The sequence below is a fragment of the Aeromicrobium sp. genome, from assembly GCF_036676885.1.
GTDB lineage: Bacteria > Actinomycetota > Actinomycetes > Propionibacteriales > Nocardioidaceae > Aeromicrobium.
Map to the genome: position 1 here is coordinate 1 of NZ_JAKFCB010000003.1, position 13,443 is coordinate 13,443.

Below are 13,443 nucleotides of genomic sequence, written 5' to 3' on the forward strand. Positions count from 1 at the left end.
CTCGTCGAACACGTCGAGGATCGGGTTCCAGCGATCGGCGAAGTCCTGGTAGCCCGCGGCGATCATCTCCTCGGACGCCGGCGGGAACATCGCGACGTACTTCCAGATCGACGAGCCGGTGAACCCGATGACGGTGTCGACGCCGAGCAGCCTGGCCGCGCGGGCAGTGTTCTTGAGCTCCTCGGCGGCACGCTGGCGTACGCCCTCGGGATCGCCGTCGCCCCAGATGCGCGACGACAGGATGCCCTGGTGGCGCGCGTCGATCGGGTCGTCGCACACGGCCTGGCCGGTCAGGTGGTTGGAGATCGCGTAGACCTTGAGGCCGTACTTCTCCAGGATGTCGTGGCGGGTCTGGACGTACGTGGGGTCCTCGACCGCGGCCCAGGGATCGAAGTGATCGCCCCAGCAGGCGATCTCCAGCCCGTCATAGCCCCACTCACCGGCGAGCCTGGCGACCTCCTCGAACGGCAGGTCGGCCCACTGGCCGGTGAACAACGTGATCGGTCGAGTCATGAGGCTGCTCCTGTCGTGTGGGTGGTTCCGTCGGCGGCGCTCGCCTCGACGGCGTCAAGCACGCGCTGCACCGCGAGCCCGTCCGCGAACGAGGGGGTCGGGTCGGCGCCCTTGGCGATGTCGGTGACCAGGTCGACGACCTGGTGCGTGAACCCGTGCTCGTACCCGAGGCCGTGGCCCGGTGGCCACCATGCCGCGATGTACGGGTGGCTCGCCTCGGTCACCTGGATGCGGCGGAAGCCGGCGACCGCGGGATCGTCGGTCGCGTCGAACAGCTCGAGGACGTTCATGTCCTCGAAGTCGAACGCGATCGAGCCGCGCGTGCCGTTGACCTCGAGTCGGAGTGCGTTCTTGCGCCCGGTGGCGAACCGGGTCGCCTCGAAGACGCCGATGGCGCCGTCGGCGAAGCGGGCGGTGAAGGCGGCCGCATCGTCGACGGTCACCGGTCCGCGCTCGGCGTCGGCGCTGGAGGTGCCGCCGAGCGTCGCGCTCTCGCCCGCGATCGGGCGGGTCTTGACGAACGTCTCCATCAGCCCGCTGACCGAGGTGATCGACGATCCGGTGACGAACTGCGCCATGTCGATGATGTGTGCTCCGATGTCCCCGAGCGCGCCGGAACCCGCAAGCGACTTGTCGAGCCGCCAGCTCAGCGGCGTGTTCTCGTCCGTCAGCCAGTCCTGGAGGTACTGCCCGCGGACGTGGCGGATCGTCCCGATGCGCCCCGACGCGACGAGCTGCCGGGCGTACGACACCGCGGGCGTACGCCGGTAGGTGAAGCCGACCATCGCGCGTACGCCGTGTTTCGCGGCCTCGGCCGCTGCCGCCGCCATGGCCTCGGCCTCGGCGACGGTGTTGGCCAGCGGCTTCTCGCACAGCACGTGCTTGCCGGCCTCCAGTGCCGCGATCGCGATCTCGGCGTGGGTGTTGCCGGGGGTGCAGATGTCGATGACGTCGATGTCGTCTCGAGTCAGCAGCGCCCGCCAGTCGGTCTCGACGGACTCCCAGCCGAACCGGCGGGCGACGTCGCCGGCGGCGTCCTCGTTGCGGCCGCAGATCGCCCGCAGCCGCGGGTGGAGCGGCAGGTCGAAGAATGCGGGGGCTGTGCGCCAGGCCTGGGAGTGGGCGGCGCCCATGAAGGCGTAGCCGACCATGCCGATCCCGAGCTCCGTACGTGTGTCGGTCATGTCCCTGCTCTCGTGTGAGTGGTCTCAGTGTGGCGTGGTGGATGGGGTCGGGGCCCGCGGTGGTGACCGCGGGCCCCGGACCGATCAGGACTCGAAAGCCGACTTGATGTACGTGTCGACGTTCTCCTTGGTGACGACCGGCGCGGCGAGCTTGACCTCACGCGGCACCTCGACCTCGGCGAGGTCGGACATCGACTTGCCCTGGACCACCAGGCGGGCCAGCTTGATGCCATCGGCAGCCTGCGTCGACGGGTAGATGACCGTCGCCTTGAGCACCGAGTTGTCGGCCTTGATGTCGCGCATGACGTTGGCCGAGCCGGCGCCGCCGATCATGACGAACTCGTCGCGGTTGGCGTTCTTGATCGCCGCGAGGACGCCGACGCCCTGGTCGTCATCGTGGTTCCAGAGGTAGTCGATCTTCGGGGCGGCCTGCAGCAGGTTGGATGCCGCCTTCTCACCGGACTCGACCGTGAACTCCGCGGCCACGCGGTTGTCGACCTTGAGGCCGCACTTCTTGAGCGCGTCCGCGAAGCCCTGCGACCGGTCCTGGGTCAGCGGCAGCGAGTCGATGCCGGCGATCTCCGCGACGACCTTGTCCTTCGCGCCCTTGGCGTCGTCACACACGTACGTACCGGCCGAGACACCCATGCCGTAGTTGTCGCCCAGCACCGTGGTGCGAGCAGCGAAAGGTGAGTTGAACTCTCGGTCGACGTTGATCACGACGATGCCGGCGTCCATGGCCTTGCGGGCCACGGCGGTCATCGCCGCGCCGTCGAACGGCAGCAGGACGATTGCGTCGACCTTGTCGTTGATGAACGTCTCCACCTGCGAGATCTGCAGGTTGACGTCGTTGGTGCCCTCAGCGACCTTGAGCGTGATGTCGTCGTACTGCTTGGCCTGGGCGACCGCGGCCTTCGTGATCGCACCCATCCAGCCGTGGTCGGCGGCGGGGGCGGAGAAGCCGATGACGACCTTCTTGCCGGACTTGTCGTTGTCGGTGTTGCTCTTGCTGACGTTGCTCGAGTCGCCGTCGTCGCTGCTGTTGCCGCAGGCTCCGAGGACGAGGGTGGCGGCCGCAAAGGCTCCGATGACCGCGAGACCGCGGCGCCGACGATGGAAGATGGACATGGTGGACTCCTGTTGTGGTGGGGGTCGGACTGGCTGGAGAAGTCAGGTCTTCTTGCGTTCAGCGATGCGCTGCTGCAGGAGCACAGCGATCACGATGATCACGCCCTTGGCGACGTTCTGGGCCGAGATCGACAGGTTGTTGAGCGTGAAGACATTGGTGAGGGTCGTGAAGATCAGGACGCCGAACAGGGTGCCGATCACGGTGCCGCGGCCACCGCTGAGCAGCGTGCCGCCGATCACGACGGCCGCGATGGCGTCGAGCTCGAGGAGCGTGCCGTGCGTCGACGAGCCCGTCGTCGTGCGTGACATCAGCATCACGGCGGCGATGCCGCAGGTCAGGCCCAGCAGGGCGTACAGGTAGACCGTGTGGCGCTGGACCTTGATGCCCGCGAGTCGGGCGGCCTCTGGGTTGCCTCCGACCGCGAAGGTACGGCGGCCGAAGGTCGTGCGGTTGAGCAGGAACCAGCCCGCTGCGGTGACGACCGCGAAGATGATGACGATGACCGGGATGCCGAGCGGCTCGGCGCCGAAGAAGTCGGTGAAGCCCTGGTTGCCGATGATCTGGGTCTTGCGGTCGGCGATGATCTCGGCGAGGCCCCGGGCGGAGGCCAGCATCGCCAGCGTCGCGATGAACGGGACGACCTTGCCGTAGGCGATCAGGACACCGTTGATGACGCCGGCGCAGGTGCCGACCAGCAGCGCGCTGAAGACCATGGCGATCCAGCCGATGCTGTCGGCCATGTCCTGCGTCCCGGTCGTCGTCGCCCACACCGAGGCGAGCGCGAGGATCGCGCCGACCGACAGGTCGATGCCGCCGCCGGTGATGACGAACGTCATGCCGACCGAGACCACGCCGACGACGGCGGCGAGCCGCAGGATCGTCAGCAGGTTGTCGGTGCTGGCGAACCGGTCGCCGGCCGTGACGATGCCGACGACGCACAGCACGATCAGGGCGATGACGAGGCCGAGGTTGCGGGCGAGGCCGAGGTTGCTGCCGCGGTCACCCCGTGGGGGCGCCGGCAGCGTCATCGAAGGGTCGTCCGTGAGGTCCGTGCTCATGCAACATCCTCTTTCTTGTCAGTCGTGGTCGAGTCGTGCACGGCGAGGATGCGGTCGAGCACCCCGGACGGGTCGATGGCGTCGCTCGGGCCGTCGTGGACCACGCGCCCGTCGGCCACCACGAGGACGCGGTCGGACAGGCCGAGCACTTCCTCGATGTCGCTGGACACGATCACGAGGGCGACCCCGGAGTCGGCGAGCTCACGGATCAAGGCGTAGATCTCGGCGCGGGCGCCCACGTCGACGCCACGCGTGGGCTCGTCGAGCAGCAGCACCTTGCAGGACCGCAGCAGCCAGCGGGCGAGCACGACCTTCTGCTGATTGCCGCCCGAGAGCGTACGAATGATGCGATTGGGGTCGTCGGGGCGTACGTCGACGGAGCGGGCGGCCTCGTGCGCGGCCTTGCGCTCGGCGCCCTCGCGGGAGACGCCGTACTGCGCGAAGCGGTCGAGGCTGGCGAGCGAGATGTTGCGGTAGACCGCGTCGTCGAGCACCAGCCCCTGGGACTTGCGCTCCTCGGGGCAGAGGCCAAGACCGGCGGCGACTGCGGCTGAGACCGAGCCGTTGCGCAGCTTGCGACCGTCGACGCTGACCGAACCATGACCGGTGCGGCGCGCGCCGAAGACCGTCTCGATGATCTCGCTCCGCCCGGCGCCGACGAGCCCGGCGATCCCGACGATCTCGCCGGGGCGTACGTCGAACGACACGTCGGAGAACTCGCCGTCGCGGCCGATCCCGTCGACGCTCAGCAGGGGTGGCCCGTCTGGCAGCTCGGTCGTACGACGGGGGAACACCGACGACACCGTGCGCCCGGTCATCAGGGTGATGAGCTCGGACGTCGGCGTCTCGCGCGCGGGCAGATCGGACGCGACGGTCCGCCCGTCCTTGAGCACCGTGAGCCGGTCGCCGATTCGGCGGATCTCCTCGAGCCGGTGCGAGATGTAGATGATCGCCGCGCCCGAGGAGCGGAGGTCGTCCACGACCCGGAACAGGCCGTCGACCTCGTCGGGGTCCAGGACCGCGGACGGCTCGTCCATCACGATGACGCGCGCGCTGCGCGACAGCGCGCGGGCCATCGACACGATCTGCTTGCCCGCGGCCGAGAGGCTGCCGACCTCGCGGGTCGGGCGGATCTCCGGGTGCCCGAGCCGGCGGAGCAGCTCGCGCGCCGAGCGATTCATGTCGCGGTCGCGGGTGACGCCGCCGCGCGCGTTCTCGTGCCCGAGGTAGATGTTGTCGGCGACGCTGAGGCCGTCGATGAGGTCGAGCTCCTGGTAGATCGTCGCGATCCCGGTCGCCAGCGCGGCCTGCGGATCCGAGAACGTGACCGGCTCGCCGTCCCACAGGATCGTGCCCTCGTCGACGTCGTGCGCGCCGGACAGGACCTTGATCAGGGTGGACTTGCCGGCGCCGTTCTGGCCGAGGAGGCAGTGCACCTCGCCGGCCCGGACGACGAGGTCGACACCGTCGAGGGCGCGTACGCCGGGGAACTCCTTGACGATGCCGCGCATCTCGAGCAGGGGCTGTGGCATGGCGGTGATGCTAGTCACATGTTTTGTCGTTCGTCAAGCAAAAGTATGTTGTCGGGCAACAGACTTGCTCGACGCAGGTTGTGAAAGGGGGCATGGTTTACTCATGGCCATGAATCTGCCCGCTGCGCTGCCACCGACCCTGGCCGGCACGGGCGAGCTGTTCCAGCTGCTGCGTGACGGGACACCCCGTACGCGTGCTGAGCTCGCCCAGCTCTCGTCCCTGGCGAGGTCCACCGTCACGGCCCGCGTGGACGCCTTGCTGGCGTCGGGGCTGCTCGCGCCGGTCGGCGAGGCCGCATCGACCGGCGGTCGCCCACCGACCCGATTCGCACTGAATCGCGACAACCGGGTCGTGCTCGCGATCGACCTCGGTGCATCCCATGCCAGCGTCGCCGTGACCGACCTGTCGGGGCGGGTGCTCGACGAGAAGACCGTGGACAGTGACATCGCGGACGGTCCTGAGAAGGTCCTGGACCGTGTCGCGGCGATCGGGCTCAAGCTCCTCGCCGCGATCGACCGTCCGGTCAGCGATGTCGCGGGGGTCGGCATCGGCGTGCCCGGACCGGTCGAGCACGCCACGGGCCGGCCGGCGAATCCGCCGATCATGCCCGGCTGGCACGACTTCGACATCCCGGCGCACCTCGGCAAGACGTTCGTCGGGCCGGTGCTCGTCGACAACGACGTCAACCTCATGGCTCTGGGGGAGTACGTCACGGCGTGGCAGGCCGCACCCCACCTCCTGCTGGTCAAGGTCGCGACCGGCATCGGCGCGGGCATCGTCTCCGACGGCCGCCTCATGCGTGGAGCCCTCGGGTCAGCCGGTGACCTCGGGCACGTCCAGGTGGCCGGGGCCAGGGACGACGTGGTGTGCCGGTGCGGCAACACCGGCTGCCTCGAGGCGGTCGCCGCCGGCCCGGCGATCGCGGCCAAGCTGCGCGAGCGCGGACTCGATGTCGAGAGCTCGCAGGACATCGTCGACGCCGTCGTCGCCGGCGAGATCGCCGCACTCCAGGCCGTACGCGAGGCGGGCCGCGATCTCGGCACGGTGCTCGCCACGTGCGTCAACCTGCTCAACCCTTCGGTCATCGTGATCGGCGGCAAGCTGTCCGAGGCGGGGGAGTACCTCCTGGCCGGCGTACGCGAGGTCGTCTACCAGCGCTCGCTGCCGCTGGCGACGCACGACCTGCGGATCGTCAGCACCTCGGCGGCCAGCCGCGGCGGGATCCTCGGCGCGAGCGCGATGGTCATCGACGCGGTGCTGTCGCCCCGTGCCGTCGACGAGTACGTCGCCAGACAGGCTGCAGCGCAAACGGCCTAGACAACCGGGTCCGACAGCGGGTGGGTGCACCCACCTACACTCGATGGGTGATTCGATTCGACAAGGTCACCAAGACCTACCCCGGCCAGAAGCGCGCAGCGCTCGACGCCGTCGACCTGGAGATCGAGAAGGGCGAGTTCGTCTTCCTCGTCGGCTCCTCCGGCTCGGGCAAGTCGACGTTCCTGCGCCTCATCCTCCGCGAGGCCCGGCCGACCACCGGCCGCGTCTATGTCGCCGGCAAGGAGATCAACAAGCTCTCGAGCTGGAAGGTGCCCAAGCTGCGCCGCCAGGTCGGCACGGTCTTCCAGGACTTCCGGCTGCTGCCCAACAAGACCGTGACCGAGAATGTCGCGTTCGCGCTCCAGGTCATCGGCAAGTCGCGCCATGAGATCAGGAAGGTCGTCCCCGAGACGCTCGAGATGGTCGGCCTCGAGGGCAAGGGCCACCGCATGCCCGACGAGCTGTCAGGCGGCGAGCAGCAACGTGTCGCCGTGGCGCGCGCCTTCGTCAACCGGCCCATGATCCTCATCGCCGACGAGCCGACCGGAAACCTCGATCCGGCGACCAGCGTCGGCATCATGAAGCTGCTCGACCGGATCAACCGCACCGACACCACCGTGGTCATGGCGACGCACGACTCGTCGATCGTCGACCAGATGCGCAAGCGGGTCATCGAGCTCGACAACGGACTCATCGTCCGTGACGAGGCCCGCGGCATCTACGGCTACCAGAACTAGGAGACGTCGATGCGAAGCACCTTGAGTGAACTGGGTCAGAGCCTGTCCCGCAACAAGTCCATGACGATCTCGCTGGTCGTCACCATGACGGTTTCCCTCCTGCTGGCCGCTCTGGGTCTGCTGATCCAGAGCCAGGCCGATCGCACGGAGAAGTACTTCGGCAGCAAGCTGCAGCTCCAGGTCAACCTCTGCACCAAGAACTCGTTGAGCAAGAACTGCATCGGGGGTGCCGCGACCGACGATCAGAAGCAGACGATCCAGGCGGCGCTCAAGGAGAACCCCGAGGTCAAGTCGTTCGACGTACGCACTCCTTCCGACAACTTCGAGCAGGCGCGCGCCGTCTTCGGGCAGTCCGACAACGGACGCAAGCAGCTGGAGACGCTCAGCCCGTCGTCGTTCCCCGAGTCGTACATGGTGACGCTCAAGAACGCCGACAAGTACGAGGGGGTGAGGAGCCAGGTCACCGGCATGGACGGCGTCGGCACGGTCAACTCGCTCAAGGAACAGCTGGGCCCGCTGTTCACCGCGCTCGACAAGTTCAAGTACGCCGCGATCGCGACGTCGGTCCTCCTCATCGCTGCGGCGATCCTCCAGGTCTCCAACACGATTCGCATGACGGCGTACGCCCGAAGGCGCGAGATCGGCATCATGCGACTCGTCGGAGCGTCGAGCTGGCACATTCAGCTGCCGTTCGTCCTCGAGTCGTTGATCGCGGCGCTCCTGTCCGCTGCGCTTGCCGCCGCGGGACTGGCGGCGTTCATGCAGTTCGTGGTCTACGGCTACCTGCGGAACACGCTCGGCCGGATCACGACCTGGGTCGGGTGGGAGGAAGCCGTCCTGGTGGCGGGCCTCACGACTGCGCTCGCGGTCTTCCTGGCTCTCATCCCGACGCTGGTGATGACGCGCAAGTATCTCGACGTCTAGCGCCACTCCCGGGACCAAATGTCCTGCACGATGTGACTGATGTGACGTAAGGTGCGGAAGAGTCCACCCTCCTCCTGCAGGACGATTCTTCCCCAGAGGTCGAGCCACATGATTTCCACCAAGCGCAAAGCGATGATGGCGGCGCTGCTGGCGACCGCACTGATCGCCGCGTTGACGGCGCCGTCCTTCGCCGACAAGAAGGACGAGCTCGAGGAGCAGAAGAAGGGCGTCAGCGGCAAGATCGGCGACGCCAAGAAGGATCTCGAGCTCTCGACCAAGAAGTACGCCAACGCCGTCGCTGCGCTCAAGAAGGCCCAGGGCAAGCTCAACGCCGCCGAGTCCAAGCTCAGCAACACGCGGGGTGCGCTCGCGACCGCCGAGGCCCTGGACGCGCAGATGCAGGCCAAGCTCGCCGCGACCGAAGCCGAGCTCGACGCCGCCGTTGCCCGCCTCGACAAGGGCGAGGCGGAGCTGCGCCGCTCCGAGGCCAAGGTCGAGCAGTTCGCGGTGCAGACCATCCAGGAGGGCGACCCCGGGATGCGGGCGTTCACCAACCTCCTGCGCGGTGAGGACCCCAACGAGTTCTCCGAGGAGATGTCCCTCAACGAGGCGGTCAGCGACGCCCAGCTCGCGACGATGCAGAAGCTCGACGCCACGCGGGTGATCCTCGAGGTCAACCGCGACCGGGTGAAGAAGCTGCGCGACCAGGTCAAGAAGCAGCGCGAGGCCGCCGCGGCCAACCTGGTCCGCAAGCAAGAGCTCGAGGCGGCGGCTGAGGCGCAGGCCGCCCAGGTCGCCCAGCTCGTCGAGGCCCGCCAGGGCGCACGGAACACCGCTGCGAAGCTGCGTGCGGCCGACAAGAGGCTGCTGGCCGAGCTCGAGGCGGACCGCCGAAGGATCGAGCAGCAGATCCGCGCCCTCACCCCCAAGCAGGTCAGGGACGCCGGCGGAGACGGCGGCGGCACGCTGTCGCGACCCGCGAGCGGACCGATCACCTCGGCGTACGGCATGCGGTTCCACCCCATCCTGCGGGTCTGGAAGCTCCACGACGGCACCGACTTCGGGACCGGCTGCGGGGCGCCCATCCGCGCGGCGGCCGGCGGCCGGGTCCTGCAGACGTACTACAACGGTGGCTACGGCAACCGCGTGATCCTCAACAACGGCAGCATGCGCGGCGTGGGCGTCGTGACGACGTACAACCACCTGACCCGCTGGATCGTCAGGCCGGGCCAGCGCGTCTCGCGCGGTCAGACGATCGGCTACTCCGGCACGACGGGCTACTCGACCGGCTGCCACCTGCACTTCATGGTCCTCGTCAACGGGTCGACCGTGAACCCCATGAACTGGCTGTAGGGGCGCGTGCCGGTCGTCGAGTCGAGCGTGCTCGTCGCGGTCGATCACGCCACGGCGTTCGCGGTGTCGCAGACCACCGGCGAGACGCGGCTGCGGTGGGATCCGTTCATCCACGAGCAGCACCTGCTGGACGGCGCGACGGCTCCGGCCAAGGGCGTGCGGACCGCGACCCGCCACCGGCTCAAGCTGCTCCGGATGGTCAGCGAGTACGTCTCGTACAACCCGCCCACCAACGTCGGGATGAAGATGCTCGACGGACCGTGGTTCTTCGAGTCCTTCGCGGGCGGGTGGCGATTCGCGCCTGAGCCGGGTGGCGGGACGCGGGCCACCTGGCGCTACAGCTTCCGCTGCCGGCCCCGCTGGCTGGCGCCCCTTGCCGAGCGGGTCGGCGCCCGCGTGCTGCAACGTGACATCGATCGCCGCATCGCCGGCTTCGCCCGCGGGTGTGCCGATCCGGCGGTCCTGGCGGCCATTCGGGGCTGAGCCGTTCGCCGGGATGACACAATGGGGTCGTGGCCAAGGAAACCGGGCGCAAGCTCGTTGCGCAGAACAAGAAGGCGCGCCACGACTTTCACATCGAAGACACGTTTGAGGCCGGACTGGTCCTCACCGGCACCGAGGTGAAGTCGTTGCGTGCGGGTCGCGCATCCCTCGTCGACGGCTTCGGCGAGATCGAGCGGGGCGAGGCCTGGCTGCTGCACGTCCACATCCCCGAGTACACGCAGGGCACCTGGACCAACCACGAGACCCGCCGCCGTCGCAAGATGCTGCTCAACCGGCAGGAGATCGACCGGATCGAGCGGCGTACGTCCGAGAAGGGCCTGACGATCGTCCCGCTCTCGCTCTACTTCAAGGACGGCCGCGCCAAGGTCGAGATCGCGCTGGCCAAGGGCAAGAAGACGTACGACAAGCGGCACGCGATTGCCGAGCGCGACGCGACGCGAGAGGCCGAGCGCGACCTCGGGCGACGCCTCAAGGGCATGTAGCTGTGGCGCTGGAGGACGCTGACCTGCCGGCCTTCGCCGCCAGGCTGGGCATCCCCGGGATCGTCGACGTCCACACGCACTTCATGCCGCCGGCGATCCTCGCCAAGGTCTGGGCCTACTTCGACGCGGCCGGACCCCTGCTCGGACGACCCTGGCCGGTGACGTATCGCGGCAGCGACGACGAGCGCGTCGAGCAGCTCCGCGCGATGGGCGTCAAGAAGTTCTCGGCGCTGTCCTATGCCCACAAGCCCGGCATCGCGGAGTTCATGAACGACTGGACCCGCGAGTTCGCCGCCAACACGCCTGACGCGCTCTACTCGGCGACGTTCTACCCCGAGCCCGAGGCGGCCACGTACGTGCCGAAGCTCGTCGCCGACGGGGCCGAGGTGTTCAAGGCTCACGTGCAGGTGGGCGACTTCGCGCCCAACGATCCGCTGCTCGAGCCGGTGTGGGGCGCCCTCGCGGAGAGTCGCACGCCGATCGTCCTGCATGCCGGGTCCGGCCCGGCCCCGGGCACGCACACGGGTCCCGCGGGAGTCGCCGACGTGCTGTCGCGTCATCCGGACCTCGCGCTGATCATCGCCCACCTCGGCATGCCCGAGATCTCGGAATTCCTCGACCTCGCCGAGAGTCACCCCCATGTGCGACTCGACACCACGATGGCGTTCGTCGACTTCTGGGGACTTCCGGTCCCGGACGGCATCGCGCCGCGGCTGGCTCAGCTGCAGGACAGGATCCTGTTCGGCACCGACTTCCCCAACATCCCGTACGCGTACGCACACCAGGTCGAGGTGCTCGAGCGGCTCGACCTCGGAGACGACTGGCTGCGCAGCGTGCTCTGGCACAACGGCGCCGAGCTGTTCGGAGTCTCGGCATGAGGCTGGCGAGCGCCCAGGGCAAGTGGCTGCTGGCCGCGATGATCCTGGGCTCGGGCATGGCGTTCCTCGACGGCTCGATCGTGGGGCTGGCGTTGCCGGCCATCACGCGTGATCTGGGTGGGGGACTGCCGGGTCAGCAGTGGACGGTCAATGCGTACACGCTCACGCTCGCGGCGCTGATCCTGGTCGGCGGCTCGTTGGGTGACCGGCTCGGTCGGCGCAAGGTGTTCGTGGTCGGTGTGACCTGGTTCGCGGTGGCCTCCGTGCTGTGCGCGGTGGCACCCACGATCGAGGTGCTGGTCGCCGCCCGCGGTTTGCAGGGCATCGGCGCCGCGCTCCTGACCCCGGGCAGCCTGGCGATCATCTCGGCTTCGTTCGTCCCCGAGGACCGCGGACCGGCGATCGGTGTCTGGGCCGGCCTGGCCGGCGTGACGACCGCAATCGGGCCGCTGCTCGGCGGCTGGCTGGTCGACACCGTGGGTTGGCGCTCGATCTTCTGGATCAACGTGCCGCTCGCCGCGGTGGTGGTGCTGCTGTCGATCAGGCACGTGCCGGAGACGACCGGTGAGCAGAAGAAGCTCGATCTCGGCGGCGCCGCCCTGACCGCCGCCGGTCTCGCCTTCCTGACATACGGGCTGGTCGAGAAGTTGTGGATGTGGTCGGCAGCCGGCCTGATCGTGCTGGTGGCGTTCGTGATCCAGCAGAAGCTCACGCCGCACGCCATGGTTCCGCTGGAGCTGTTCGCCAACCGGGTGTTCACCGCGGCCAACATCTGCACGTTCGCCATCTACGGTGCACTTGCTGCCTCGGGCTTCCTGCTCGTCCTGCAACTCCAGTACGTCGCGGGGTTCTCACCCCTGGAGGCCGGGCTGTCCACGATTCCGGCCACGATCCTGATGCTGCTGTTCTCGTCCAAGGCGGGTGCGCTCGGCACCAGAATCGGCCCGCGCTGGCCCATGACGATCGGCCCCTTGGTGGCCGCCGGCGGCCTGCTGATGTGGCTGGGCATCGACGAGGACACCAACTTCTGGATCGACGTCCTTCCCGGCGCGATCGTGTTCGGCATCGGTCTCACGATCTTGGTCGCGCCGCTGACCACGGCCGTGCTGGCCGCGGCCCCGGACATGCAGACCGGCATCGCTTCAGGCATCAACAACGCCGTCGCACGTACCGCCTCGCTCCTGGCCGTCGCGGCGATCCCGCCGATCGCCGGGATTGCCGGCAGGGACTTCGCCGATCCGGAGGTGTTCAGCCCCGGCTTCCGCACGGGCACCCTGATCTGCATCGGCATGCTGGTCGTCGCGGGAGCCTGTGCGGCCGCCCTGATCCACGGCCGCGCCGTCAGCCCCGAAGTCCTGCTGGCTGAGGACTGACGGCGGCCGGCGGAATTCCTGGATCGGTTCTGCGGTTGTGCAGGAGTAGGATGGTGACGTTGCTACGGCAGCGTTTGAAAACTCAAGAGGGGCTGATCGGTTTCGACTAAGGTCGTTCGATTCAGGTGAAGCGGGTAGAGGATCCAGGGTTATCTCTTTAACGATCTCTGGAAACCAACAAGTGCCGATTCAAAGCGCACTGACTTCGCCCTCGCTGCTTAAGCGATAGGTGAAGGGCTGGCCCGGGGGCGTTCCCGCTCCGGATCGCCAGTCTCATTGAGGGGACTTGCTGATCACACGGCGTCGCAGCGTGTGATCGGGACTTTTCTGCGACTGGGCCCGTCGGCGACGCGTTCGTCCGAGCGTCGGGGCCGAGAAAAGCGATAGACGAACTGCACCCGGAGAAGCCCTGACTCAGCGCCGTAGGACCCGGGTTCGATTCCCGGCAGCTCCACGAA

General features: G+C 68.3%; 13 protein-coding genes and 1 other RNA gene. 9 read left to right on the forward strand and 5 right to left on the reverse strand.

The annotated features are described in order from the left end of the window. The 5 genes from V6M46_RS00085 to V6M46_RS00105 form a co-directional block, all read right to left on the reverse strand. Positions 1-513, reverse strand: a 513-nt coding sequence (locus V6M46_RS00085) for a sugar phosphate isomerase/epimerase family protein (RefSeq protein ID WP_332661641.1), incomplete at its 3' end; no start/stop codon positions are given. Further along, positions 510-1,697, reverse strand: coding sequence for a Gfo/Idh/MocA family protein (locus V6M46_RS00090; RefSeq protein WP_332661642.1), 1,188 nt, complete (start codon positions 1,695-1,697; stop codon positions 510-512). The genes V6M46_RS00085 and V6M46_RS00090, both read right to left, overlap by 4 nt. A gap of 84 nt (positions 1,698-1,781) precedes the next feature. Continuing rightward, positions 1,782-2,825 (reverse strand): substrate-binding domain-containing protein, encoded by a 1,044-nt coding sequence (locus V6M46_RS00095; protein WP_332661643.1) that lies wholly within the window; start codon positions 2,823-2,825, stop codon positions 1,782-1,784. 42 nt (positions 2,826-2,867) lie between these two features. Further along, a complete protein-coding gene (locus V6M46_RS00100) occupies positions 2,868-3,884 on the reverse strand; it encodes an ABC transporter permease (protein ID WP_332661644.1) in 1,017 nt (338 codons plus the stop codon). Then, a complete protein-coding gene (locus V6M46_RS00105; RefSeq protein ID WP_332661645.1) occupies positions 3,881-5,416 on the reverse strand; it encodes a sugar ABC transporter ATP-binding protein in 1,536 nt (511 codons plus the stop codon). The genes V6M46_RS00100 and V6M46_RS00105 overlap by 4 nt, the downstream gene beginning before the upstream one ends. Before the next feature lie 109 nt (positions 5,417-5,525). On the opposite strand from V6M46_RS00105, the gene V6M46_RS00110 reads away from it, so the two are divergent. From V6M46_RS00110 to ssrA, 9 genes are all read left to right on the forward strand, one after another. Further along, complete coding sequence (locus V6M46_RS00110; protein ID WP_332661646.1) at positions 5,526-6,734, forward strand: ROK family transcriptional regulator; 1,209 nt, start codon at positions 5,526-5,528, stop codon at positions 6,732-6,734. A gap of 47 nt (positions 6,735-6,781) precedes the next feature. Further along, positions 6,782-7,471: a cell division ATP-binding protein FtsE gene (gene ftsE, locus V6M46_RS00115; RefSeq protein ID WP_332661647.1), complete on the forward strand. Its 690-nt coding sequence runs from the start codon at positions 6,782-6,784 to the stop codon at positions 7,469-7,471. 9 nt (positions 7,472-7,480) lie between these two features. Beyond that, positions 7,481-8,395: a permease-like cell division protein FtsX gene (gene ftsX / locus V6M46_RS00120; RefSeq protein WP_332661648.1), complete on the forward strand. Its 915-nt coding sequence runs from the start codon at positions 7,481-7,483 to the stop codon at positions 8,393-8,395. A gap of 108 nt (positions 8,396-8,503) precedes the next feature. After that, positions 8,504-9,748 (forward strand): peptidoglycan DD-metalloendopeptidase family protein, encoded by a 1,245-nt coding sequence (locus V6M46_RS00125; protein ID WP_332661649.1) that lies wholly within the window; start codon positions 8,504-8,506, stop codon positions 9,746-9,748. Between the two features lie 6 nt (positions 9,749-9,754). Beyond that, positions 9,755-10,231, forward strand: coding sequence for a type II toxin-antitoxin system RatA family toxin (locus V6M46_RS00130; RefSeq protein WP_332661650.1), 477 nt, complete (start codon positions 9,755-9,757; stop codon positions 10,229-10,231). 29 nt (positions 10,232-10,260) lie between these two features. Then, positions 10,261-10,734 carry an SsrA-binding protein SmpB gene (gene smpB, locus V6M46_RS00135; protein ID WP_056212575.1) on the forward strand — a complete coding sequence of 158 codons (474 nt, stop codon included), beginning with the start codon at positions 10,261-10,263 and terminating at the stop codon, positions 10,732-10,734. A gap of 2 nt (positions 10,735-10,736) precedes the next feature. After that, complete coding sequence (locus V6M46_RS00140; RefSeq protein ID WP_332661651.1) at positions 10,737-11,612, forward strand: amidohydrolase family protein; 876 nt, start codon at positions 10,737-10,739, stop codon at positions 11,610-11,612. Continuing rightward, positions 11,609-12,985 carry an MFS transporter gene (locus V6M46_RS00145; protein WP_332661652.1) on the forward strand — a complete coding sequence of 459 codons (1,377 nt, stop codon included), beginning with the start codon at positions 11,609-11,611 and terminating at the stop codon, positions 12,983-12,985. Before V6M46_RS00140 ends, V6M46_RS00145 begins: the two co-directional genes overlap by 4 nt. A gap of 88 nt (positions 12,986-13,073) precedes the next feature. Then, positions 13,074-13,442, forward strand: a transfer-messenger RNA (tmRNA) gene (gene ssrA, locus V6M46_RS00150). Position 13,443 lies beyond the last annotated feature (1 nt).

Excerpts from the sequence above, each read along its gene's own strand:
- V6M46_RS00125 (WP_332661649.1), top strand. The coding sequence starts at position 8,504 with ATGATTTCCACCAAGCGCAAAGCGATGATGGCGGCGCTGCTGGCGACC.
- V6M46_RS00095 (WP_332661643.1), bottom strand. The coding sequence starts at position 2,825 with ATGTCCATCTTCCATCGTCGGCGCCGCGGTCTCGCGGTCATCGGAGCC.
- V6M46_RS00105 (WP_332661645.1), bottom strand. The coding sequence starts at position 5,416 with ATGCCACAGCCCCTGCTCGAGATGCGCGGCATCGTCAAGGAGTTCCCC.
- ftsX (WP_332661648.1), top strand. The coding sequence starts at position 7,481 with ATGCGAAGCACCTTGAGTGAACTGGGTCAGAGCCTGTCCCGCAACAAG.
- V6M46_RS00090 (WP_332661642.1), bottom strand. The coding sequence starts at position 1,697 with ATGACCGACACACGTACGGAGCTCGGGATCGGCATGGTCGGCTACGCC.
- V6M46_RS00145 (WP_332661652.1), top strand. The coding sequence starts at position 11,609 with ATGAGGCTGGCGAGCGCCCAGGGCAAGTGGCTGCTGGCCGCGATGATC.
- V6M46_RS00100 (WP_332661644.1), bottom strand. The coding sequence starts at position 3,884 with ATGAGCACGGACCTCACGGACGACCCTTCGATGACGCTGCCGGCGCCC.
- V6M46_RS00110 (WP_332661646.1), top strand. The coding sequence starts at position 5,526 with ATGAATCTGCCCGCTGCGCTGCCACCGACCCTGGCCGGCACGGGCGAG.